We start from the raw sequence: 24,030 nt of genomic DNA on the forward strand, positions 1-24,030 counted from the left end.
TTTAGGCATGGCATTTGCTCTGTCATTACAAAGCCCGTCTCCCACGCGAGAACGATGGCAATAACAAGAGCCTCCGCCTGAGGCCATCACCCGCTTTGTGTGAGGAGATACCGCGATGACGACGTTCAACTCCGGGGCCCAACCCCAGAACCGTGCGCCTCAATCCATCGGCTTTTTGCTGCTGGACAATTTCACGCTTATTTCTCTGGCCTCCGCAGTAGAACCCCTGCGCATGGCCAACCAGTTGTCCGGTCGTGAGCTGTATCGCTGGACCACGATCACAGTCGATGGCGGTCAGGTCTGGGCCAGTGATGGCCTGCAGATCACTCCCGACTGCTCCATGCACAAAGCACCCGCCCTGGACACCATCATTGTCTGTGGCGGTATCGGCATCCAGCGCACTGTTACCCGGGAACACGTTTCGTGGCTGCAAAGCCAGGCGCGTCAGTCGCGCCGTCTCGGTGCGGTCTGCACCGGCAGCTGGGCCCTGGCGTGCGCCGGCCTGCTGGATGGTTTCGATTGCAGCGTGCACTGGGAATGCCTGGCCTCGATGCAGGAAGCTTTCCCGCGTGTGGCCATGAGTACCCGTCTGTTCACCCTCGACCGTAACCGTTTCACCAGCTCCGGTGGCACCGCGCCGCTGGACATGATGCTGCACCTGATCAGCCGCGATCATGGCCGTGAACTGTCGGCCGCGATTTCGGAGATGTTTGTCTACGAACGTATTCGCAACGAGCAGGATCACCAGCGTGTGCCGCTCAAGCACATGCTCGGCACCAACCAGCCGAAGTTGCAGGAAATCGTCGCGCTGATGGAGGCCAACCTGGAAGAGCCGATCGACCTCGACGAACTGGCGGTGTATGTCGCCGTGTCGCGTCGCCAGCTGGAGCGGCTGTTCCAGAAATACCTGCACTGCTCGCCGTCGCGTTATTACCTGAAACTGCGCTTGATCCGCGCCCGGCAGCTGCTCAAGCAAACGCCGATGTCGATCATCGAAGTGGCATCGGTGTGTGGCTTCGTGTCTACGCCGCACTTCTCCAAGTGCTACCGCGAATACTTCGGCATTCCACCGCGTGACGAGCGCGTAGGCTCCAACACCACGCAACAGGTGGCGATGATGCCGCTGCCGCAAGCACTGGTGCTGTCGCCGTTGTCCGGGCCGTTGTCGGCGTTGAGTCAGGCGCGTAACGAGTCGACGTTTGCCAGCGTAAGGCTCTAGACCGAGGCGCTCCCTTCGCGAGCAAGCCCGCTCCCACATTCGACCGAGTCTCTCAGGGGGAATACGGTCAAATGTGGGAGCGGGCTTGCTCGCGAAGGCGGTTTATCAGGCGCTACGGCTCTGCTGATACTCCGCCAGCGCGGGCAGCAATTGCTTGTCGATGGCCTGGCGCACAGCCGGCAGGATGGTCGCGCTGCTGGTGTACATCTGCTTGACCATGGTCCGCAGTTCCGTTGCCCGTTCGTTGTTCAAACCTCGTACCGCGCATTCGCAGGCCTGCTCAGCGGTTGCACCAGGGGGCACCGCAAATCCTAACGCCTTGAGCTGGCCCAACAGGTCTTCCTGGTCAATCAAATCGGCGTACATCATGACGCAATCCTTCTTCAGGGAACGGTGTCGTGGATCGATTCTCGTAGGGGTACGGAGTGGCGGCAAGGACGATTTGTCGCAATGGCCGCAATACCTATGAACAGGTCGTTTTCGGCTAACTTGCGCAGAAGGAGAGTGGGCACACTGGGATCAGCTGGCTTCACGAAGGTTTGGTCACCCTCGCGCAACGGCTCCTCAACAGTACCCACCTCTGCCCCGATCCTGTCACGGCTTGATCGGGGTTTTTTTTGCCTGTGAATCAGGGATAGAGGTGGTGTCTGGGCTGACGCCTTCGCGAGCAAGCCCGCTCCCACAGGGATATGTGATCCTCTGTGGGAGCGGCGGTGCGACGATTCGACTTGCTCGCGAAGAACGATTACGCGGTTTTAGCGTTGCAACACAAGGATGCGCGACAACAATTCATCACGGTCGACATAGCAACCCTGAAAATGCCGGGCGCCGGTGGCGGGGTCGAAAGCGTTGCGGGCGTGGAGGGTGCGGCGGTTGTCGAAACACCACATTTCACCGGGGTTTAGCCGCGTCATCACGCGGAATCGCGTTTCCCGGGTCATCGCAATGAAGCGGCGGTAGGCGTGATAGAGAGCGGGCATCTGCTCGACCGATGCATCGAACGGACCGCGCAGAAAGTTCGCCATGCGGATTTCCGAAACCTGCCCAAAGGCATCCAGCGCGATGATCGGCGCGAGACGGCGGTAGTCGCTGTGGCGGTCTTTGTTGCGGAACTCCACAGGTATTTCGCAAAGGCTTTTGAACGCCTCGGGATCTTCATCGCGCAAGGCTTCGGCAATGGCAAAACCGTCGACGAAAATACTCTCGCCACCCTCGGCGTCATTCACCAGGCAATGCAGAAATTGCAGCCCCGGTTGTAACTCCCGGGTCGGCAGGTCGCTGTGCAGCGGCAGGTTGAAAGCGGTGTAGGCATTGCTGTCGGCATCGGCCTTGGATTGCACGTTGAACAGCACGCCAAAATTGCTCTCGCGGATGAAGGAAATCCGCTGGGCAATCAGCTTCAACGAGCCCAGCTCGGTGGGCACACCGCGGACCTGAGTCAGGCCGACATCGCGCACGGCCAGCAGCCATTGCAGCAGGGCGTCGTTGTCGTCCATCAACGCCTGGTAGTCGAATACCGGCAGCTTCAGGTTGCTGTTCCAGAGCTGGCTTTTTGGCTTGGCAGCCCGGCGTTCGGCGCGGGACTCGTCATCGTAGGCGTGAGCCCGTAACCAGCCAGGATCGAAGCGGCTGAGATGGCCGTCCTGCCAATCGACACGCAGGCAGCCTTCGGCATCAATGCTGACGTCCGAGGGCATCAGGTTGTCGGCGACGTCGACGATTTCCAGCACTTGCTCGCGGGTGACGGTGTAGACGCATAGCGGGCACGGGCAGTTGTCCCGCAGCCACTGATGATGAAAAGGGCTGACACGGTCATCGGCCCACTTCACTTGAATTCGGTCCGCCAGGGTGTGTACGGCGGTCAACGCGCTGATCAACGGGTAGGTACGGAAGTCGGCAAAAGCGGCGGCGGTGTTCAATGGCGATCTCCTTGTTATTTTTTAGGGGGTAACGCGATCACTCGGCCAATGTAGTCGGGGGCGGGAAGGTCGGTTTGCTCGGCGACAATGGCTTGCAGCTTGCTCAAGGTGTCTTCGCTGAAGGGTGCGGAGCGCGGCCCGGCGAGGTCGACGTGCAGCAGCATTTGCTCGTTGCCTGCCAGCTCCTTGTCATCGCCTACCCAATGCAGGCTGTGATAGAGGTGCAGGCGTTTGCTGTCGTGACCGATGATTTGGGTGTGTACTTCGACGTCGGCGTCGAGCTTCACTTCGTGCAGGTAATTGAGGTGCAGTTCGAGGGTAAACAGCGAGTTGCCGCTGGCTTCGCGGTTGTTGCTGTCCATGCCCAGACGATCCATCAGCGCGTCGGTGGCGTAGCTGAAGATGAGCAGGTAGAAGGCATCGCGCAGGTGGCCGTTGTAGTCGACCCAGTCGGGGATGATTTTGGTTTGGTAGGTGGTGAGGGTGGGCATGGTGTAGGTTCCAACATAAGTGGTGACTGGACTGCCGTCTTCGCGAGCAAGTCGAATCGTCGCACCGCCGCTCCCACAGTTGATTTGAGGTGTGAATACAATCTATGTCACCCAGCAAATCCCCTGTGGGAGCGGCGGTGCGACGATTCGACTTGCTCGCGAAGGGGCCAGACCTGCTGACCCAGCATGGGGTTACTCGCTGAACGTCATGCCATGTTTGGCCTTGGTGGTCTTCACCGCCTCCAGCACCGCCAGCAAGCAATCATCACGATAGCGCTCCAGCGCCGAAATGCTGTGCGTGCCCAGCTGATCGCTGGTGCCATCCACCACATCATCAATCAACTTGTCGGTCAGCTCCGGTGCCGGCAGATACGTCCACGGCAACTGCAACGCCGGCCCGAATTGCGCCATGAAGTGCCGCATGCCCGCATCGCCACCCGCCAGGGTGTAGGTCAAGAATGTGCCCATGAACGACCAGCGCAGACCCGCGCCAAAGCGAATCGCATCGTCGATTTCACCGGTGGTCGCCACACCGTCGTTGACCAGGTGCAGCGCCTCACGCCACAGCGCTTCGAGCAAGCGGTCGGCGATAAAACCGGGTACTTCCTTGCGCACATGCAGCGGACGCATGCCCAAGGATTCATAGACTTTCATTGCTGCTTGAACGGCTTCCGGGGCGGTGTTTTTTCCGCCAACCACTTCCACCAACGGCAGCAGATAAACCGGGTTGAACGGGTGCCCGACGACGCAACGTTCCGGGTGCGTCGAACTCTCGTAGAACTCGCTCGGCAACAGGCCGGAAGTACTGGAACCGATCAAGGCATTGGGCTTGGCCGCCGCGCTGATTTTGCTGTGCAGTTCCAGTTTCAGGTCCAGACGCTCAGGGGCGCTTTCCTGAATGAAGTCCGCGTCGCGAACGCATTCTTCAATGGTGGCGACAAAGCGCAGCCGATCCTGCGATGCGCCCGGCGCCAGGCCCTGTTTCTCCAAAGCGCCCCAGGCATTGGCGACGCGTTTGCGCAGCGCGGCTTCGGCACCGGGCGCCGGGTCCCAGGCCACCACGTCGAGGCCGTGGGCGAGGGCGCGGGACACCCAACCGCTGCCGATGACACCGCTGCCCAGGGCTGCGAAGGTTTTGATTTCAGTGATAAAAGTCATGGCAATTCCAGAATTTGAAAAGGTCGATTAACCGCGCTTGGTCAGGCCCATTTTTGCCCGGCCTTCAGCCGGGGTCAGAACACGGGCGCCGAGACGGCTGAGGATTTCCGAGGCGCGTTCGACCAGTTGGCCGTTGGTCGCCAGTACGCCCTTGTCCAGCCAGATGTTGTCTTCCAGACCGACCCGCACGTTGCCGCCGAGCAGCACAGCCTGCGCGGCCATCGGCATTTGCATGCGACCGATGCCGAAACCGGCCCAGACCGCATTGGCAGGCAGGTTGTCGACCATGGCTTTCATGGTGGTGGTGTCGGCCGGCGCGCCCCACGGGATGCCCAGGCAGAGTTGGAACAGCGGGTCGTCGAGCAAGCCTTCCTTGATCAACTGCTTGGCGAACCACAGGTGACCGGTGTCGAAGATTTCCAGCTCGGCCTTCACGCCCAGCTCTTGAATGCGTTTGGCGCCAGCGCGTAGCTGGGCCGGGGTGGACACGTAAATGGTGTCGCCGTCGCCGAAGTTCAGGGTGCCGCAATCGAGGGTGCAGATTTCCGGCAGCAGTTCTTCAACGTGAGCCAGACGGGTCAGCGGGCCGACCAGGTCAGTGTTCGGGCCGAACTCCATCGGGTTCTCGCCCGCGCCGATTTCCAGGTCGCCGCCCATGCCGGCGGTGAGGTTGACGATGATGTCGACGTCCGCCTCGCGGATGCGCTCCATCACTTCGCGATACAGCGCGACATCACGGCTGAATTTGCCGGTTTCGGGGTTACGAACGTGGCAGTGAACGACAGTGGCGCCGGCCTTGGCCGCTTCCACGGCGGCCGCGGCGATTTGTTTCGGGGTGACCGGCACGTGTGGGCTTTTGCTGGTCGTGTCGCCAGCACCGGTGAGTGCGCAGGTGATGATGACGTCGTGGTTCATGAGGCGGTTCCTGTTCTTTATGGGAATGGCGGGCGTGATTAGTCGATTCGCAGCCCGGTCGGGCTGCGAGTCGGTGGTTCAATCGGGTTTATTTGGTGGTCAGTTGCAGGTTTTCAGCCGCCGGTTTGCCATCGAAGGTGGTCACGCCTTCGAGCCAGCGTTGCTTGTCTTGCGGGTGATCTTTCAGCCATTGCTTGGCCGACTCGAAAGCGTCCTTGTGATCCAGCAGCGGCTGCATCATCCGGCTCTCGTCTTCGGCGGTGTAGGTCAGGTTGCTCAGCAAACGACCGATGTTCGGGCATTGGTCGGCGTATTTCGGCGCGGTGACGGTCCAGACCGTGGCCATGCCTTCGTTCGGGCCCAGAGCGTCGTCGCTGCCGGTGAGGTACGTCATCTTCACGTTGACGTTCATCGGATGCGGCGCCCAGCCGAAGAACACCACGGCCTCTTTGCGTCGCACGGCACGATCCACCGCCGCGAGCATGCCGGCCTCACTGGACTCGACCAACTGGAACTTGCCGAGGCCAAACTGGTTCTTGGCAATCATCGCCTTGATCTGGGTGTTGGCGCCCGAGCCAGGCTCGATGCCGTATATCTTGCCGCCCAATTCTTTCTCGAACTTGGCGATGTCGGCGAAGGTTTTCAGGCCTTTGTCGGCGAGGTAAGTCGGTACGGCGAGGGTGGCGCGGGCATCTTTCAGGCTTGGCGCCTCAAGCACCTTGACCTGATTGGCCGAAACGAACGGCGTGATGGTCTGGGTCATCAGCGGGTTCCAGTAGCCCAGGAACAAGTCCAGGCGCTGGTCGCGGATCCCGGCGAAGATGATTTGCTGGGAAGCGCTGGTTTGTTTGGTGTTGTAGCCGAGGCCATCAAGCAGGACTTGGGTCATGGCACTGGTGGCGATCACGTCGGTCCAGTTCACAACGCCCATGCGCACGTTCTGGCATGAAGCAGGTTCGGCCGCCATGACGCTGGCGCTCAGGAAAGCGGTACCGCTGAGTGCAAGAACACAGCTGCTGATCAGTCGTTTCATCTCAGGTTCCTCGGCAGTTCGTTATTGTGGGTCCGGTCATCTTTGTGCGCCGGTGATGCCAAGTTACGCAGCTTAAGGCCCGCTAAAGCGCACTGCGGCGACCAGCTCTTGCACTGCAGCGACCTGCGCTCTTGAATGCCGCCGGCAAGTGGCGTATCAACGTCCACACGCTTCCCGTCCTCTCGCTACCTGCCATCGAGTGCGCTCCATGTCCCAGGATTTCTACTTCATGTTGATGCCGGGTTTCTCGGCCATCGGTTTCATCTCGGCCATCGAGCCGCTGCGGGTCGCCAATCGCTTTCGTGGCGAGCTCTACCGCTGGCATGTGCTCAGCGCGGACGGCGGGGCGGTATTGGCCAGCAACGGCATGTCGGTCAACGCCGATGCGGCGCTGGAACCGCTGAAGAAAGGCGCAACGCTATTGGTGGTCGCCGGCTTCGAACCGCTGAAATTCGCCACCCCGGCGCTGGAACACTGGCTGCGCCGCCTGGACAACGAAGGCGTGACCCTCGGTGCCATCGACACCGGCAGCTTCATCCTCGCCGAGGCCGGCCTGCTCGACGGCCACCGCTTGACCCTGCACTGGGAAGCCATCGACGCGTTCAAGGAGTCCTATCCACAGCTCAGCGTCACCCAGGAGCTGTTCGAGATCGACCGTCGGCGCATTACCTCCGCCGGCGGCACCGCTTCCATCGACCTGATGCTCGACCTCATCAGCCAGGCCCACGGCCCGGAACTGGCGATCCAGGTCAGCGAACAATTCGTGCTCGGCCGCATCCGCCCGCGCAAAGACCACCAGCGCATGGAAGTCGCCACGCGTTATGGCATCAGCAACAAGAAACTGGTGCAGGTGATTGGGGAGATGGAGCAGCACAGCGAACCGCCGCTGAGCACGCTTGAGTTAGCCGAATCGATCAAGGTGACGCGGCGGCAGTTGGAGCGCCTGTTTCGCCTGCACTTGAACGACACGCCAAGCAATTTCTATCTGCGCTTGCGGCTGGAGAAAGCCCGGCAGTTGTTGCGGCAGACGGATATGAGCGTGTTGGAAGTGAGCATTGCGTGCGGGTTTGAATCGCCGTCGTATTTCACTCGCAGCTATCGGGCGAAGTTTGAGCGGTGTCCGCGGGAAGATCGGCGGCGGATGGGGGATGGTCGGGAGCTGGTTTGAGCGAAAGCAAATCAAATGTGGGAGCGGGCTTGCTCGCGAAAGCGGTGTGTCAGCCAACATCAATGTTGAATGACTGACCGTCTTCGCGAGCAAGCCCGCTCCCACATTTCGTTTTGCTTTGGCCTTACTTCTTCATCAGCGCCGAGCAGGCCGTTTTAAACGCTTCATGCTGATACTTGTTCAGCGTCCCCGGCAGCTCAAAGTCAAACTTCTTGTTCTGCGCATTAATCGTCTGTGGCGACAGCAGCGTGACCTCGCAATTTTCCAGCAACTGGAAAACACCCTCGATCTTGAACGTGGTCGGCCCACCGGCGAACTCGCCTTTCTTGCTGCGCTTCTTGATCGCGATCCGATCGATGGAGTTCTCGCGCACAAACGAGGCGACTTGAGCGGCGAAGACTTTGACGTTGGCGGCTTCGTCGTCATCGTCGAGGGCGATTTTCTTGGTGGCCAGGGCGACATGGCTCAGGACCTGATCGTCGAGGGAGGCCACGGCGATGATCGCTTCGCTGCCTTTGATTTCGATGCCGCAGATTTTCATGTAAATCCCTTTCTTTGTTGGTGGAGTGCAGCTTACAGCTCGAGTTGATTGGGCTTGATGCCAAAAGCTGCGGCGATTTTTTCGCGAGTCGCCTTGCGGGGCTTGGCAACAGTCTCCTGCTGGGCGAAGGCCGGTTGGGAGATGCCCATGCGTTTGGCCACTTCATCCTGTGTAAGGTTCAGATGTTCGCGCCAGGCCCTGATGGGTAGAGCACCGTCAACGATGCGGCTGACTACTTCGTGTGGGATCAAATGATTCTCCATGTGTATGTTTCTACTCCTGCCCAATCGACTCCAAAAACTCCGACCGCTCATCACTCATCCGCGCGACACAATCATTCTGCGCAATCGTGAACGCCTTGCTACCGGTCGTCGCCGGAAACGCCTCAACCGCGCAATCCGCATCCCGGGTCTTCAGCCACTGCTGTTGTGCGGCTTTGAGCTTGGCGGTGATGTCGGTCAGTTGCGCCGGGTTCTTGCCGTAGAGCGTCTGCATGCGCTCGGTCAGGCCCTGATAGTTGTCTTTTAGCAGCTGTTCGGCGGTGTTTTTGCTAAAGGTCGAGCATTCCAGGGTCTGGACTTCGTTTTCGACTTTGTCGCAGGGGTTATCGTCGGCCTCTTCAGCCGCGTGTACGCCGGTCGCTATCAGTGCCAAAGCCAGGAAGATCGATTTCATTGCGCCGCCGCCCCTTATTTCAGTAAAGCATCCAGTAATGGCGCGAATTCTGGCCCATGCGCAGGCCCTTGAACAGGTGGCTCATGACGTCCGGCGACGACCCTTTGTCGCGGATTGACGCTTTCGGCAAACCCCCTGTCGTTTTTGCACCCGGCTGCACCCTCCCTCAGGCATATGCTGGCCCCAAAGCGCCGGCACACGATTCGGCGCATGAATCGCTAATAGGGGACAGCCTGATGAGCCCAGCCGAATTGCACGCCGACAGCATCGTTATCGACGGTCTGATTATTGCCAAGTGGAACCGTGAGCTGTTCGAAGACATGCGCAAGGGCGGTCTGACCGCGGCCAACTGCACCGTGTCGGTGTGGGAGGGCTTCCAGGCCACCGTCAACAATATCGCCGCCAGCCAGAAGCTGATCCGCGAAAACAGCGACCTGGTGATTCCAGTGCGCACCACCGCCGATATCCGCAAGGCCAAGGAGCAGGGCAAGACCGGCATCCTGTTCGGCTTCCAGAATGCTCACGCCTTTGAAGACCAGATCGGCTACGTCGAGGTGTTCAAGCAGCTGGGCGTCGGTATCGTGCAGATGTGCTACAACACCCAGAACCTGGTCGGCACCGGTTGCTACGAGCGTGATGGCGGCCTGTCGGGTTTCGGTCGCGAAATCGTCGCCGAGATGAACCGCGTCGGCGTCATGTGCGACCTGTCCCACGTAGGTTCGAAAACCTCCGAAGAAGTCATCCTCGAATCCAAGAAGCCGGTCTGCTACTCCCATTGCCTGCCGTCGGGTCTGAAGATTCACCCGCGCAACAAATCCGATGAAGAACTGAAGTTCATCGCCGATCACGGCGGTTTCGTCGGCGTGACCATGTTTGCGCCATTCCTGGCCAAGGGCATCGATTCGACCATCGACGATTACGCCGAAGCCATCGAATACACCATGAACATCGTCGGCGAAGACGCCATCGGTATCGGCACCGACTTCACCCAGGGCCATGGCCAGGACTTCTTTGAATACCTGACCCATGACAAGGGCTACGCCCGCCGCCTGACCAGCTTCGGCAAGATCATCAACCCGCTGGGCATCCGCACCGTCGGCGAGTTCCCGAACCTGACCGAAACCCTGCTCAAGCGCGGCCATTCCGAGCGCGTGGTCCGCAAGATCATGGGCGAGAACTGGGTCAACGTCCTCAAAGACGTTTGGGGCGAATAAGCCCACTTTGAACAACGATCCCTTGTAGCAGCTGCCGAGGTACGAGGCTGCGTCGGGCTGCGAAGCGGCCCCCGAGGGCGGTCCTACGGACACGCAACGCAGCCTCGTACCTCGGCAGCTGCTACGCAAAACACACAACGAATTTTTCTGGAGTTAAGTTTCCATGGCCAAGATCGCCCCGCAATTGCCAATCGAAGTCGACAGCGAAACCGGTGTCTGGACCTCCGACGCCCTGCCGATGCTGTATGTGCCGCGTCATTTCTTCGTCAACAACCACATGGGCATCGAGGAAGTGCTGGGCGCCGACGCCTACGCCGAAATCCTCTACAAGGCCGGCTACAAATCCGCCTGGCACTGGTGTGAAAAAGAAGCCGAATGCCACGGCCTGGAAGGCGTCGCGGTGTTTGAGCACTACATGAAGCGCCTGTCGCAGCGCGGCTGGGGCCTGTTCAAGGTCCAGGACATCGACCTCGACAAAGGCACCGCCAGCGTCAAGCTCGAACACTCGGCGTTCGTCTACGTGTACGGCAAGGTCGGGCGCAAGGTCGACTACATGTTCACTGGCTGGTTTGCCGGTGCCATGGACCAGATTCTGCAAGCCCGTGGCAGCAAGATCCGCACCGTTGCCGAACAGGTTTACGGTGGCTCCGAAGAAGGCCACGACGACGGCCTGTTCACCGTCAAGCCGTTGTAAGTCGAGGAACCCGCCATGGCTTTCGAAGCAATGTTCCAGCCGATCCAGATCGGCAAACTGACCATCCGCAACCGCGTGCTCAGCACCGCGCACGCCGAGGTCTATGCCACCGACGGCGGCATGACCACCGACCGGTACGTCAAGTATTACGAAGAGAAAGCCAAGGGCGGGATCGGCCTGGCGATTTGCGGCGGTTCCTCCAGTGTGGCCATCGACAGCCCGCAAGGCTGGTGGAAGTCGGTCAACCTGGCCGATGACCGGATCATTCCGCACTTCCAGAACCTGGCCGATGCCATGCACAAGCATGGCGCCAAGATCATGATCCAGATTACTCACATGGGTCGTCGTTCCCGCTGGGACGGCGAGCATTGGCCAACCCTGCTGTCGCCTTCGGGCATCCGTGAGCCGGTGCACCGTGCAACCTGCAAAACCATCGAGCCGGAAGAAATCTGGCGGGTGATCGGCAACTACGCCAGCGCCGCCGCGCGGGCCAAGGCCGGTGGCCTGGACGGCGTCGAGCTGTCCGCCGTGCACCAGCACATGATCGACCAGTTCTGGAGCCCGCGCGTCAACAAACGTACCGACGAATGGGGCGGCAGCTTCGAAAACCGCATGCGTTTCGGCCTGGAAGTGATCAAGGCTGTGCGGGCTGAAGTCGGCCCGGATTTCTGCGTCGGCATCCGTCTGTGCGGTGATGAATTCCACCCGGACGGCTTGTCCCACGAGGACATGAAGCAGATCGCCAAGTACTACGACGACACCGGCATGATCGACTTCATTGGCGTGGTGGGGTCGGGTTGCGACACCCACAACACCCTGGCCAACGTTATCCCGAACATGAGTTATCCACCGGAGCCGTTCCTGCACTTGGCGGCCGGTATCAAGGAAGTGGTGAAGGCCCCGGTTTTGCACGCGCAGAACATCAAGGACCCGAACCAGGCGACCCGTATTCTGGAAGGCGGCTACGTCGACATGGTCGGCATGACCCGCGCCCACATCGCCGACCCGCACCTGATCGCCAAGATCAAAATGGGTCAGGTTGACCAGATCAAACAATGCGTCGGCGCCAACTACTGCATCGACCGTCAGTACCAGGGTCTGGACGTGTTGTGCATCCAGAACGCCGCGACCTCCCGTGAATACATGGGCGTGCCGCACATCATCGAGAAATCGACCGGTGTGAAGCGCAAAGTCGTGGTGGTCGGTGCCGGTCCTGCCGGGATGGAAGCGGCTCGCGTGTCGGCCGAACGTGGCCACGACGTGACCCTGTTCGAGAAAAAAGAATTCATCGGCGGGCAGATCACTACCGCGTCGAAAGCTCCGCAACGGGACCAGATCGCCGGTATCACTCGCTGGTTCCAGCTGGAACTGGCTCGTTTGAAAGTTGACCTGCGCCTGGGCGTGGCGGCCGATGCGGCAACCATTCTCGACCTGCGTCCGGACGTGGTGGTGCTCGCCGTCGGCGGTCATCCATTCCTGGAGCAGAACGAGCACTGGGGCGCGGCTGAAGGCCTGGTCGTCAGCAGCTGGGACATCCTCGATGGCAAGGTCGCACCGGGCAAGAACGTGCTGGTTTACGACACCATTTGCGAGTTCACCGGGATGTCGACCGCCGACTTCCTCGCCGACAAGGGCAGCCAGGTCGAGATCGTCACCGACGACATCAAACCGGGCGTTGCGATTGGCGGCACCTCGTTCCCGACGTACTACCGCAGCATGTACCCGAAAGAAGTGATCATGACCGGGGACATGATGCTGGAGAAGGTCTACCGCGAAGGCGACAAGCTGGTGGCGGTGCTGGAAAACGAATACACCGGCGCCAAAGAGGAGCGGGTGGTGGACCAGGTCGTCGTCGAAAACGGCGTGCGTCCGGACGAAGAAATCTATTACGCGCTGAAGGAAGCGTCGCGCAACAAAGGCCAGATGGACATCGAAGCCCTGTTCGCGATCAAGCCGCAACCTTCGTTGAGCCAGGCAGGCGACGGCTACTTGCTGTTCCGCATCGGCGACTGCGTGGCGCAGCGCAACACCCACGCGGCGATCTACGACGCGTTGCGGTTGTGCAAGGATTTCTAAGAGCTTGTGGATAACCCTGTGGGAGCGGGCTTGCTCGCGAAGGCGGACTGACATTCAACATTGATGTCGACTGACCCACCGCTTTCGCGAGCAAGCCCGCTCCCACAGGAATCGGGCAAGGCATCCAGGTAGTTTGGCCTGCAAGACCCTGCGGTCTTTGGGAGCTTCACCATGTTGAACACCCTTCTTCCAATCCTGTTGTTTGCTGCCCTGGGCCTTGCCGTCCTCGGCGTGTTGCGACGGGTGGCTATGTGGCGCCGAGGCCGGGCTTCGAAAGTCGACCTGATCGGCGGCCTGTTCGCCATGCCCAAGCGTTACATGGTCGATTTGCACCATGTGGTCGCGCGGGACAAGTACATCGCCAACACTCACGTCGCCACGGCTGGCGGTGCGGTGGCGTCGATTGTGCTGGCGATCCTGGTTCACGGTTTCGGCCTGCATAATCGCATTCTCGGTGTTGCCCTGTTGGTTGCCTCGGCGGTGATGTTCGTCGGTGCGATTTTCATGTTCCTGCGTCGTCGCAACCCACCGGCTCGCCTTTCCAAAGGGCCATGGATGCGTCTGCCGAAAAGCCTGTTGGCGTTCTCTGCAAGCTTCTTCCTGTTGACCCTGCCGGTGGCCGGCATCCTCCCGGAAAACTTCGGCGGTTGGGTGGTGGCTGCGATCCTCGGCGTCGGTGTGCTGTGGGGCGTATCGGAATTGTTCTTCGGCATGACCTGGGGCGGGCCGATGAAGCACGCCTTCGCCGGTGCTTTGCACCTGGCCTGGCACCGTCGCGCCGAGCGTTTTAATGGCGGCCGTTCCACCGGTTTGAAACCGCTGGACCTGAACGACCCGACCGCGCCACTGGGCGTGGAAAAACCCAAGGATTTCACCTGGAACCAACTGCTCGGCTTCGACGCCTGCGTGCAGTGCGGTAAATGCGAAGCTGCGTGCCCGGCGTTCGCCGCCGGCCAGCCGTTGAACCCGAAAAAACTGATTCAAGACATGGTCGTCGGCCTGGCCGGTGGCACCGACGCCAAGTTCGCCGGCAGCCCGTATCCGGGCAAGGCGATCGGCGAGCACGCCGGTAACCCGCATCAACCAATCGTCAACGGTCTGGTGGACGCTGAAACCTTGTGGTCTTGCACCACTTGCCGCGCTTGCGTCGAGGAGTGCCCGATGATGATCGAGCACGTCGACGCCATCGTCGACATGCGCCGTCACCTGACCCTGGAAAAAGGCGCGACCCCGAACAAGGGCGCCGAAGTCCTGGAAAACCTGATCGCCACCGACAACCCTGGCGGCTTCGCCCCGGGTGGGCGGATGAACTGGGCGGCGGACTTGAACCTCAATCTGATGAGCGAGAAGAAATCCGTCGACGTGCTGTTCTGGGTCGGCGACGGTGCCTTCGACATGCGCAACCAGCGCACCCTGCGCGCCTTCGTCAAAGTGCTGAAAGCGGCCAAGGTCGACTTCGCGGTACTGGGCCTCGAAGAGCGTGACAGCGGTGACGTGGCCCGACGTCTGGGCGACGAAGCCACCTTCCAGTTGTTGGCCAAACGCAACATCCAGACCCTGGCCAAGTACAGCTTCAACCGCATCGTCACCTGCGACCCGCACAGCTTCCACGTGCTGAAAAACGAGTACGGCCCCTTCGACGGCAACTACCTCGTGCAGCACCACAGCACCTACATGGCGGAAATCATCGGCGCTGGCGCCCTGAACCTCGGCCAGCACAAAGGCAGCAGCGTGACGTATCACGATCCGTGCTACCTCGGCCGCTACAACGGCGAATACGAGGCGCCGCGTGAAGTGCTGCGCGCCCTGGGTATCGAGATCAAGGAAATGCAACGCTCCGGTTTCCGCTCGCGCTGCTGCGGCGGTGGCGGCGGTGCGCCGATCACCGACATCCCGGGCAAGCAACGGATCCCTGACATGCGCATGGAAGACATCCGCGAAACCGGCGCCGAACTGGTGGCCGTGGGTTGTCCACAGTGCACCGCGATGCTCGAAGGCGTGGTCGAACCGCGGCCGCTGATCAAGGACATCGCCGAACTGGTGGCGGACGCGTTGCTCGAAGACGCTGCCCCGAGCAAGCCGACCAAACCGGCCCAACGTGAACCTGCGGAGGCCCACTGATGAGCGACATTATCCGCCGCGACCCACGCGCCGAATGGATCGCCCGTAACCGTTTGCACCCGCTGCACGCGGCCATGCAACCGGCGCAACACAGCTGGATGGGGCCTAACGGCGTCATTCGCAAGAATCCCCATGGCATCGGTTTTATCGGTCCCAACGGCATCAAACGGATTGACCGCAGCGGCGCTCAACAGGGCGGGGCGAGCAAACGCTCGGCTGCGGTTGAAGTCCAGTTGCCACTGCATCAAGTGCCTGCACCTGCGTTTTACATCAGCGTGGTGCCAGACATGGTCGGCGGCCGCTTGAGCAGCCACGACCGCGACTTGCTGGGTCTGGCTCACCAATTGGCCGGCAAGGACGGCGCGGTGTTGGCCGTGGTCTTCGGCGAACACAAAGAAAGCGCCTTCGCCACCGCGGGCGTCGATCGTTTGCTGGTGCTGGAAGGTGACGAATTCAGCGGTTATGCACCGGAACAACGGGTCCAGGGCCTGCGGGCTGTGGATAACCAGTTCAGCCCGCGTCACTGGCTGCTGCCGGACAGCCGCAGCGGCGGTGGTGAACTGGGTCGACGCTTTGCCGCAGCACTGGGCGAACGCCCGGCCACGCGGGTCTGGCAGGTCAAGGATCAGGAATGCATCGGTCGCGCCGGTGCCGGTTTGCAGGACCTTGCACGGCCGGTCGCGCGCTTGATCCTGGCTGCCGTCGAATGCGCCGAACCGGTCAGCGAAACCCGTCACGAAGCCTTGCCGGTGGAGTTATCCACAGCGGTGGCGCGCAGTCTCTCGCGCATCGAGGATTTGGGCGCGGTGGCGGTCGATCCGGCGGCGATTCCGATGGCCGAAGCCGAGTTCATCTTCTCCGGCGGCAACGGGGTCAAGGACTGGGGACTTTTCCACAGGACCGCCGAAGCGCTGGGCGCTACCGAAGGCGCGTCCCGCGTGGCGGTGGACGATGGCTTTATGGCCCGCGACCGTCAGGTTGGTGCGTCCGGCACCTGGGTCACCGCACGGGTTTACGTGGCGGTGGGGATTTCCGGGGCGATCCAGCACCTGCAAGGCATCGGTGCCTGCGACAAGGTAGTGGCAATCAACCTCGACCCTGGCTGCGACATGATCAAACGGGCCGACCTGTCGGTGATCGGCGAGAGTGCAGAGATTCTTCAAGCCTTGATCGATGCGGTAGAGGCTTACCGCAATGAAGCCAAGCGCGATGCGGCTTAAGGAAAGGAAAGGGTTATGAGCACGAAAATCATCAGCCTGGTGTCCATCGGCGCCCACCCGACCTCCGGCCGGCCACGTCGCGCGGAGCAGGATGCGCGGGCGGTCGAGCTGGGCCTGCAACTGGCTGGGGATAACCTGCAAGTGCTGCATGCCGGCGACGTCGCAGAACCTGCGCTACGTGCGTATCTGGGCATGGGCCTGGAACAGCTGCACGTGCTTGAGCAGCCGGAAGGCGCCGATGCACTGCCGGCATTGACCGCGTATTTGCGTGACGCCGGCGCTCAGGTCGTGCTGACCGGTAGCCAGGCGGAAACCGGCGAAGGCTCTGGCATGTTGCCGTTCTTGCTGGCCGAAAGCCTGGGCTGGCCGCTGGTCGTCGGGCTGGCTCAAGTTGAATCCATCGATGGTAATTCAGCACTGGTGCTGCAAGCTTTGCCGCGTGGTCAACGCCGTCGCCTGAAAGTACGGCTGCCGTTTCTCGCGACTGTGGATAACGCCGCGCCGAAGCCTCGGCAGAGCGCTTACGGCCCGGCCCGACGCGGCGTGTTGCAGGCGGATGAAGTCGAAGTGATCGACGATGAACTGCTGGCAGTCGCCACGCTGCAACCGGCCAAGCCACGGCCTAAACGCTTGAAGGTGATCAAGGCCAAGAGCGGCGCGGACCGGATGAAAGCTGCGACTGCCAAGGCCAGTGGCGGTGGCGGGCAGGTGCTAAAAGGGTTGAGCGCCGAGGCGGGGGCTGAGGCGATTCTCAAGTTACTGATCGAAGAAGGCGTAGTCCGCTAGCGGATCACCAGCGCAGATCTAAAAATGTGGGAGCGGGCTTGCTCCGGGCGGCGATCCGACGAAAGCGGTGGCTCAGTCGACATCAATGTTGAATGTGAGTCCGCCTTCGTCGGATCGCCGCCCGGAGCAAGCCCGCTCCCACAAGGAAAAACAATGACCGTTGAATTTCGTTCGGCCCTGCGCGCGGATGCGCGGGAGATTGCTCGTTTGTTTCAGATTTCATCAGAAGGTGCTGCGGATTACATCTGGAGCCATCTGGCGCAGCCCGGTCAGGATTTACTGGACGTGGGCGCCAGTCGTTACGCCCGTGACGACGTAGATTTTTCTTATCAGAACTGCCTCATCGCCGAGGTTGATGGAAACGTCATTGGCATGATGCACAGCTACGTGATGCGTCACGATCCGCTGGCGCCTCCAGTAACCGATCCGGTGCTGGCGCCGTACGCCAAGATGGAAATCCCCGACACCCTCTATATATCCAGCCTGGCGCTCCATGAAGGCTGGCGAAACCAGGGCCTGGGCAAACAATTCCTCGCCTACGCTTACGACCGTGCCAACCAGCTGGGGCTCAATGGCTTGAGCCTGATCGACTACGCCGTGAACACCGGCGCCCGTCGGTTTTACGAGCGACATGGCTTTCGTATCGTCGATACCTGCCAAATCACTCCCCATCCGATGATTCGGGTCACGGGTGAGGCCTATCTGATGTATCGGCCCTGATGAGCTACATTTCTCTATGAGCTGCTCAGGGGTGCCGCAGCGCTAGTTCATAAAACTCGTTTCAAGAATGGGTTGAACATGAGGGCGGTCAGTCGGCGTGAGACATGTCTGATCGGCGGCGTGAATTCAAAGTCGTCTCTGGTGCTGTTTGCATTTTTTATCTGTGCAGCAACAAGTTCGATGGCTGATACCCTGCCGGCAGCTGCGGATTTCTACACATGGTTAGAGTCCGAACAGGGACAAAAAGCGTCCTTGGTGCAGCTGAAACAGCAATGCGCCAAGGTGTTGGATGCTGAAAAAAACCTGAATTGTTCAGTGTCCGTTCTCGCCCGAATGTTCGAGGCCAAAACCGCAAACCAGATTCCCGAATACTATCTGGCGATCAAGCGTCGTCACGCTCAAGCAATCGCGAATGATCCTGAACTCAACGCAATGTTTTCCATGTTCGGCAGCGAATCCCTCGCGACCTTGCGGGCGGTCGGCGATTTCTCGGTGACAAGAGCGAAGCGGCACGAGGTGCTGGCGATTCATCCTTACGCCAGTGACGGTCACGTGACTGACGAGGTGCTGCCCTACCTCGATGTCAAAGCGGCCAATGGTGTCTTGTCGCGCTTCATTCTGGACACCGGCGCACCGCAAACCCGGGTCAACCTCGACACTGCGAAGCTGATGGGAGTCAGGTTATTAAGCGACTCTCACTATGGCTACAGCACGTTTTATGGTGAACGTGACCTGTCTGCCAGACTCGGGATCTTTGAGTCTTTAAAGATAGGCTCAAGCGAGTTCAGAAACGTCCTGGTGTTTGTCAGCGACCGGGAAAACCTGTTGGGGCTTGATTTGCTCGGTAAGTTGGGGCGTTTGAAGGTCACCCAAAAGACCCTGGAGCTTAACGCCGAACCTCCCGCGCGATGTGATTCGCCAATCACCTATGCGCGCATCGACATCAATCAACGACTGACCATTGCCGCACGCCTGGATCGTCGGGCGACGCCGGCGATTATTGACACCGGCAATGTTGATTACCTGACGTCCTCCTCGCCGGGCAACTCACCCATTCATGTCACCGATAAGCCGCGTTCCCAAACCTTCAAGGGTGAATTGAGCCTGGCGGGACATATCCAACTGGTCACTTACAACTACTACCCGGACTTTACGATTCCTCCGTCGTTGTTACTGGGTCAGTACGTGCCTTCGCTTTTGCTTGGGTGGGGTGCATTCAATGACTATGAGTTGAATCTGGATATCGACTCGGGCCGGTCGTGTTTCAACAGGACCTGATCGAGGTTACCCACAATCCCTGTTAGCGCTTCTGTGGATAACGTGTTCGCCCATCGCTACACCCCATACAAATCAAGCCCTACAACCCTTCGTACAAAAAACAACCAGCCTAACTTGCGGTTTTTTCGGGCTTTTTCCAGAGGATAACTTTGGAAGCGAGCCAATACTTGCCCCCAATCTCTGTTAGCGCATCTGTGGATAAGATGTTCGCTGTCCTCTACAGACCATATAAACCGGGCTTATTAGGCGAGTGATCAAAAAACGATCAAATCGTCGTTTTAGACCGAGAAACCTCGCGCAAACCCCGATTTATCGCGGCTTCCAACGGTTTTCCACAGATCCGCCCAAGTTGCCCCCAAAGTCTGTTGGCGCTTCTGTGGATAAGGTGTTCGCCATCCTCTGCAAGCCACGTATAACGTGCCTTACAAGCTTCCGATCAAAAAACAACCAATCGCTGCTCAAAACCCTGCTTCTGGATAAGTCACGGATTTTCTTCAGTTTCTGTGGAGAAATTTTGCGCCGTAAACCGAGTTGTCCCCATTTGCTGTGGGTGGAGGTGTGGATAACTTGTTCGCGAACCGCTGCAGCCCCATGCCAGCGGCAGCTCTAAAGCGATTGATCGAAATTTGAACAATAAAAAACCGCGAAACATGTTCGCGGTTTTTTTTTCAGCGGGATCGGTCAGCCTTGAACCGGAACCCCTTTGAGGTAAGGCGCAGGTTCCGCGCCCAGATTGTTCAGCAAACGCTCGCTGTACCAGTCCACGAAGTTCACCACGCCAAACTCATAGGTCTTGGAGTAAGGGCCTGGCTGGTAAGCGGTGGAGTTGATGCCGCGCTGGTTCTCTTCGGCCAGACGACGGTCCTGGTCGTTGGTCGCGTCCCAGACCTGGCGCATGCGTTCCACGTCGTAGTCCACGCCTTCGACGGCGTCCTTGTGGACGATCCACTTGGTGGTGACCATGGTTTCCTGCGCGCTGATCGGCCACACGGTGAACACGATGATGTGGTCGCCCATGCAGTGGTTCCAGGAGTGCGGCAGGTGCAGGATGCGCATCGAGCCCAGCTCGGGGTTTTTGATCCGGCCCATGAGTTTGGCGCAGCCCTGTTTGCCGTCCAGGGTCATCGACACGGTGCCCTTGAGCAGCGGCATGCGCACGATGCGGTTACGCAGGCCGAAGCTGGCGTGGGCGTAAGGGATCTTCTCGGCTTCCCAGGCAGCGGCGGAGTCGGCGACGTGGTCCTTGAAGGCCTGGTCGGCACGCGGGTCGGTGACGTCGTCCCATTCCAGCAGGGTTTTCAGCAGTTCCGGGTGCGACGCGTTGCAGTGGTAGCACTCGCGGTTGTTTTCCAGCACCAGTTTCCAGTTGGCTTTTTCGAACAAGGTGGTCTGGATCGCCACCTTGGTGTTCTCCATGTCGTACGGTTCCATGTAATGGTTAAGCGTCGACAGGAAGTCATCAATGGCTGGCGGATTTTCCGACAGGCTGATGAAGATGTAGCCGCCAGCGGTCTTCACGTTCACCGGTTTGAGGCCGTATTGCTTCATATCGAAGTCGGCGCCCATTTCGGTACCGGCGAACAGCAGGCGACCGTCCAGTTCGTACGTCCACTGGTGGTAGTGGCAGACCAGTTTGGCGACTTTGCCTTTTTCACTGGTGCACAGCCGCGAACCGCGGTGACGGCAGACGTTGTGGAACGCATGGACCACGCCGTCGGCGCCGCGAATCACGATGATCGGGTTCTTGCCGACTTGCAGGGTCAGGTAGTTGCCCTTGGTCGGGATTTCGCAGGTCATGCCGGCGATCAACCACTCTTTCTGAAAGATTTCCTGCATGTCGATATCAAACAGCCGCTCGTCAGAGTAAAACGGCTGCGGCAGCGAGAAAGTGCGTTCGCGCTCTTGCAGCATTTGCGCGGTGGCCTTGCGTGCGGGTTCCAGCGGATCGCCCAGGCTGATTTTTGCGGTGACGTCCATCGATTTGATCCTCAAGGCCATTCTGTGTGGCCGGCGAAATAGTGGCTGATACGGTTTGCTACGCAAGGGTGTAAAGAAATCGTCTTTGTGTGGAGCGAGTGTGGGGCCGGCGCTGGGCAGAACCTTATCCATGGGCGACATGGCCCAATCTGTTCCCGACGCGCAACCCCCGGCAGATGTGGGCTGGTCGCGATAAGTATGTGAATGTCGCAGATAGGTAAATGGGTGGTTCGCACGTTACGCAGAATCGCCAACATAAGGCCGACCATCGGCGGTGGAGAACAGCATGTCCAACAGCTTCCTGAATCCGGTAACCACCCAGACCTGGGCCAATGGTCGACACATCGTCCGTTGCGTCAAAGTCATCCAGGAAACCTGGGATGTGCGCACCTTCTGCTTTATGGCTGACCAGCCGATCCTGTTCTTCTTTAAGCCGGGGCAGTTTGTCACCCTGGAGCTGGAAATCGAAGGGGTGCCGATCATGCGCTCCTACACCATTTCCAGCTCGCCATCGGTGCCTTACAGCTTTTCGGTGACGATCAAGCGCGTGCCGGGAGGCAAAGTCTCCAACTGGCTGCACGACACCCTGCACGAAGGCCAGGAGCTGGCGGTGCACGGGCCGGTCGGGCTGTTCAACGCCATGGACTTCACCGCGCCGAAGGTGCTTTACCTCAGCGGCGGCGTGGGCATCACGCCGGTCATGTCGATGGCTCGCTGGTTCTATGACACCAACGGCAACGTCGACATGGTGTTTATCCACAGCGCCCGTTCGCCCAAAGACATCATTTACCACCGCGAACTGGAACACATGGCGTCGCGGATCGATAACTTCAGCCTGCACCTGATCTGCGAGAAGCATGGTCTGGGCGAGCCGTGGGCGGGTTATCGCGGTTACCTGAACCACAAGATGCTGGAGCTGATGGCGCCGGACTTCATGGAGCGCGAAGTCTTCTGCTGTGGCCCGACGCCGTATATGAACGCGGTCAAGCGCATGTTGGAAGCGGTCGGCTTCGACATGTCGCGTTATCACGAGGAATCCTTCGGTGCTACACCAGCGGAAGCCCGTGCTGATGCGGTGGAACAAGCCGAAATCGCCGCCGACGCGCCGGACATCGACGTGGCGGACCTGCACCAGGTGGAATTCACCGCGTCCGGGAAAAGCATTCGTGTGGCGCCGGGTGAAACCGTTCACGCCGCCGCTGCCAAGTTGGGTCTGTTGATTCCGAAGGCGTGTGGGATGGGGATCTGCGGGACGTGCAAGGTGATGAAGCTGGGCGGGGAGGTCGAGATGGACCACAACGGCGGGATCACCGAGGAAGACGAAGCCGAAGGGTTCATTCTTTCGTGCTGCAGCGTGCCGAAGGGGGATGTGCGCATCGAGTTTTAAGCAACGCCAATCCCTTGTGGGAGCGAGCCTGCTCGCGAAGACGTACTGACATTCAACATTGATGTTGACTGATCCGGCGCTTTCGCGAGCAGGCTGAACTGGTCAAGTAATTCTGGACACCAGTTAAGGTTCACGCAGCCAATTTCTCCATGGCTACCGGCGACCGGTAGTCGTTGTAGCTATGGAGTCTGACNTGAACTGGTCAAGTAATTCTGGACACCAGTTAAGGTTCACGCAGCCAATTTCTCCATGGCTACCGGCGACCGGTAGTCGTTGTAGCTATGGAGTCTGACGTTGTTGTAACGCATCACATAACGCTGCACATCCACGCGTGCTTCATGCTCCGAGCTGTAGCCGTTTTCTGGTACCCACTCTGATTTCAGGCTCCCAAAGAAACGCTCCATCGGGGCGTTGTCCCAGCACTCACCTTTACGACTCATGCTTTGCAGGAGTCCGTGCTTACGCATCTCATTCCTGAATTTGTGGCTGGTGTATTGGCAACCTTGATCAGAGTGAAACAGCACCTCTTTTGGACGACCTCGCAATTGAACCGCCATTCGCAACGCTTCGCAGGTCAGCGTGGCATCGGAAATCATTGAAAACGACCACCCCACGATCCGGCGAGCAAACAAATCCAGCACCGCCGCGAAATACATCCAGCGCTTGCCCACCTTGATGTACGTCACATCGCCACACCACACCTGGTTGATCGCCGTGACATCAAACTTGCGCTTGAGCACATGCGGCGCCACCAACGCTTCCACGCCGGAAGATTTGTACTTGTGCCGCTGCCGCTGATGACTGGCAACACCGGCTTCGCGCATCAAACTGCGAGCCATATGCCGCCCGACACGATGCCCCTTTGCTTGCAGCTCCTTGGAAAGGGTGCGAGACCCCGCAGACGCTCTGGATTCCTTGTGATGCTCGACCAGCACGGCTTTAAGTTTCTCCCGCTCAGGCTTCACCTTGCCTTGGCGCTGACGCCAGGCGTAAAAGCTGCTGCGGTTGACTCCAAACGCCCGACAGCAATTGTTAACGCCGTACTGCTCGTCCAGCTCATTGATCAACGAGAATGATCTTTGGAGTCCAAAAGCAGGAGAGCACTGGCCTTTTTTAAGATTTCAATGTCCAGGTCTTTTTGCCTGAGCAACGCTTTGAGCTGCTGAATCTCTCGCTGATCGGCGGTGATTGCCTTGGCCCCCTCCGGGGTTGAACCTAAGCGCTCTTTGCGAACCTGATCGACCCAACGGCGCAAGGCGGTAGGGCCAATATCCAGACTGGCACAGACGTCGGGAACTGACTGCCCCTCGTCCAGCACCATACTGGCAGCCTTGAGTTTGAACTCACTCGAATAAGATTTACGCATATCCAGACACCTCAGATTTGGGCGCCATCATAGCGCCCGATTGAAGTGTCCAAAATCATTAGGCCAGTTCAG

At 59.6% G+C, this 24,030-nt stretch carries 22 protein-coding genes and 1 pseudogene; 11 read left to right on the plus strand and 12 right to left on the minus strand.

What is annotated here, in order from left to right:
- Positions 1-115: 115 nt before the first annotated feature.
- Positions 116-1,219, plus strand: a complete 1,104-nt coding sequence (locus tag ASC74_RS02820) for a GlxA family transcriptional regulator (protein ID WP_046029844.1) — start codon at positions 116-118, stop codon at positions 1,217-1,219.
- Positions 1,220-1,324: 105 nt separating this feature from the next.
- On the opposite strand, the gene ASC74_RS02825 is transcribed toward ASC74_RS02820, so the two are convergent.
- The 6 genes from ASC74_RS02825 to choX form a co-directional block, all read right to left on the minus strand.
- On the minus strand, positions 1,325-1,588 hold the full coding sequence (locus ASC74_RS02825) for a hypothetical protein (protein WP_008151923.1): 264 nt from the start codon (positions 1,586-1,588) through the stop codon (positions 1,325-1,327).
- 386 nt (positions 1,589-1,974) lie between these two features.
- Positions 1,975-3,138: a gamma-butyrobetaine dioxygenase gene (locus tag ASC74_RS02830; RefSeq protein WP_056739064.1), complete on the minus strand. Its 1,164-nt coding sequence runs from the start codon at positions 3,136-3,138 to the stop codon at positions 1,975-1,977.
- 14 nt (positions 3,139-3,152) lie between these two features.
- Complete coding sequence (locus ASC74_RS02835; RefSeq protein WP_046045298.1) at positions 3,153-3,629, minus strand: thioesterase family protein; 477 nt, start codon at positions 3,627-3,629, stop codon at positions 3,153-3,155.
- 192 nt (positions 3,630-3,821) lie between these two features.
- Positions 3,822-4,787 (minus strand): L-carnitine dehydrogenase, encoded by a 966-nt coding sequence (locus ASC74_RS02840; RefSeq protein ID WP_056739066.1) that lies wholly within the window; start codon positions 4,785-4,787, stop codon positions 3,822-3,824.
- A gap of 27 nt (positions 4,788-4,814) precedes the next feature.
- Complete coding sequence (locus ASC74_RS02845; protein WP_017341199.1) at positions 4,815-5,702, minus strand: 3-keto-5-aminohexanoate cleavage protein; 888 nt, start codon at positions 5,700-5,702, stop codon at positions 4,815-4,817.
- An 88-nt stretch (positions 5,703-5,790) separates the two neighbouring features.
- Positions 5,791-6,735 carry a choline ABC transporter substrate-binding protein gene (gene choX, locus ASC74_RS02850; protein ID WP_046045301.1) on the minus strand — a complete coding sequence of 315 codons (945 nt, stop codon included), beginning with the start codon at positions 6,733-6,735 and terminating at the stop codon, positions 5,791-5,793.
- Between the two features lie 208 nt (positions 6,736-6,943).
- On the opposite strand from choX, the gene ASC74_RS02855 reads away from it, so the two are divergent.
- Positions 6,944-7,903 (plus strand): GlxA family transcriptional regulator, encoded by a 960-nt coding sequence (locus ASC74_RS02855; RefSeq protein WP_056739068.1) that lies wholly within the window; start codon positions 6,944-6,946, stop codon positions 7,901-7,903.
- A gap of 124 nt (positions 7,904-8,027) precedes the next feature.
- Here ASC74_RS02855 and ASC74_RS02860 read toward each other — a convergent pair whose 3' ends face one another.
- The 3 genes and pseudogenes from ASC74_RS02860 to ASC74_RS02870 all read right to left on the minus strand — a co-directional run bounded on the left by ASC74_RS02860 (position 8,028) and on the right by ASC74_RS02870 (position 9,119).
- Entirely contained in the window at positions 8,028-8,444 is a 417-nt protein-coding gene (locus tag ASC74_RS02860; RefSeq protein ID WP_056739070.1) for a DUF3010 family protein, read from the minus strand.
- A gap of 32 nt (positions 8,445-8,476) precedes the next feature.
- Positions 8,477-8,707, minus strand: a pseudogene (locus tag ASC74_RS02865) (helix-turn-helix domain-containing protein); the annotation flags it as partial.
- A 10-nt stretch (positions 8,708-8,717) separates the two neighbouring features.
- Positions 8,718-9,119, minus strand: coding sequence for a lysozyme inhibitor LprI family protein (locus tag ASC74_RS02870; protein ID WP_056739074.1), 402 nt, complete (start codon positions 9,117-9,119; stop codon positions 8,718-8,720).
- Between the two features lie 236 nt (positions 9,120-9,355).
- On the opposite strand from ASC74_RS02870, the gene ASC74_RS02875 reads away from it, so the two are divergent.
- From ASC74_RS02875 to ASC74_RS02910, 8 genes are all read left to right on the plus strand, one after another.
- On the plus strand, positions 9,356-10,333 hold the full coding sequence (locus ASC74_RS02875; protein ID WP_008033250.1) for a dipeptidase: 978 nt from the start codon (positions 9,356-9,358) through the stop codon (positions 10,331-10,333).
- A 163-nt stretch (positions 10,334-10,496) separates the two neighbouring features.
- A complete protein-coding gene (locus ASC74_RS02880; RefSeq protein WP_056739076.1) occupies positions 10,497-11,027 on the plus strand; it encodes a DUF5943 domain-containing protein in 531 nt (176 codons plus the stop codon).
- A 15-nt stretch (positions 11,028-11,042) separates the two neighbouring features.
- Positions 11,043-13,103, plus strand: coding sequence for a dimethylglycine demethylation protein DgcA (dgcA, locus tag ASC74_RS02885; protein ID WP_046045305.1), 2,061 nt, complete (start codon positions 11,043-11,045; stop codon positions 13,101-13,103).
- Positions 13,104-13,274: 171 nt separating this feature from the next.
- Positions 13,275-15,224 (plus strand): dimethylglycine demethylation protein DgcB, encoded by a 1,950-nt coding sequence (gene dgcB / locus ASC74_RS02890; RefSeq protein WP_056739078.1) that lies wholly within the window; start codon positions 13,275-13,277, stop codon positions 15,222-15,224.
- Complete coding sequence (etfA, locus tag ASC74_RS02895; RefSeq protein WP_056739079.1) at positions 15,224-16,444, plus strand: electron transfer flavoprotein subunit alpha; 1,221 nt, start codon at positions 15,224-15,226, stop codon at positions 16,442-16,444. The genes dgcB and etfA overlap by 1 nt, the downstream gene beginning before the upstream one ends.
- Before the next feature lie 15 nt (positions 16,445-16,459).
- Positions 16,460-17,230, plus strand: coding sequence for an electron transfer flavoprotein subunit beta (gene etfB / locus ASC74_RS02900; protein ID WP_056739081.1), 771 nt, complete (start codon positions 16,460-16,462; stop codon positions 17,228-17,230).
- A 153-nt stretch (positions 17,231-17,383) separates the two neighbouring features.
- Positions 17,384-17,950: a GNAT family N-acetyltransferase gene (locus ASC74_RS02905; protein WP_056739083.1), complete on the plus strand. Its 567-nt coding sequence runs from the start codon at positions 17,384-17,386 to the stop codon at positions 17,948-17,950.
- A gap of 78 nt (positions 17,951-18,028) precedes the next feature.
- Positions 18,029-19,228 (plus strand): retropepsin-like aspartic protease, encoded by a 1,200-nt coding sequence (locus ASC74_RS02910; protein WP_056739085.1) that lies wholly within the window; start codon positions 18,029-18,031, stop codon positions 19,226-19,228.
- Between the two features lie 681 nt (positions 19,229-19,909).
- Here ASC74_RS02910 and gbcA read toward each other — a convergent pair.
- A complete protein-coding gene (gene gbcA / locus ASC74_RS02915) occupies positions 19,910-21,205 on the minus strand; it encodes a glycine-betaine demethylase subunit GbcA (RefSeq protein WP_056739087.1) in 1,296 nt (431 codons plus the stop codon).
- Between the two features lie 286 nt (positions 21,206-21,491).
- Here gbcA and gbcB point away from each other — a divergent pair, with 286 nt between their 5' ends.
- Positions 21,492-22,592, plus strand: a complete 1,101-nt coding sequence (gbcB, locus tag ASC74_RS02920; RefSeq protein ID WP_056739089.1) for a glycine-betaine demethylase subunit GbcB — start codon at positions 21,492-21,494, stop codon at positions 22,590-22,592.
- A 230-nt stretch (positions 22,593-22,822) separates the two neighbouring features.
- On the opposite strand, the gene ASC74_RS02925 is transcribed toward gbcB, so the two are convergent.
- Both ASC74_RS02925 and ASC74_RS32515 read right to left on the minus strand, forming a co-directional pair.
- The gene (locus tag ASC74_RS02925; RefSeq protein WP_056739091.1) at positions 22,823-23,659 is read right to left on the minus strand and encodes an IS3 family transposase; all 837 of its coding nucleotides are present in this window, start codon (positions 23,657-23,659) and stop codon (positions 22,823-22,825) included.
- On the minus strand, positions 23,656-23,958 hold the full coding sequence (locus ASC74_RS32515) for a transposase (protein WP_056739092.1): 303 nt from the start codon (positions 23,956-23,958) through the stop codon (positions 23,656-23,658). The genes ASC74_RS02925 and ASC74_RS32515 overlap by 4 nt, the downstream gene beginning before the upstream one ends.
- Positions 23,959-24,030: the final 72 nt, after the last annotated feature.

This window comes from Pseudomonas sp. Root329 (assembly GCF_001424925.1).
Lineage (GTDB): Bacteria > Pseudomonadota > Gammaproteobacteria > Pseudomonadales > Pseudomonadaceae > Aquipseudomonas > Aquipseudomonas arabinosi.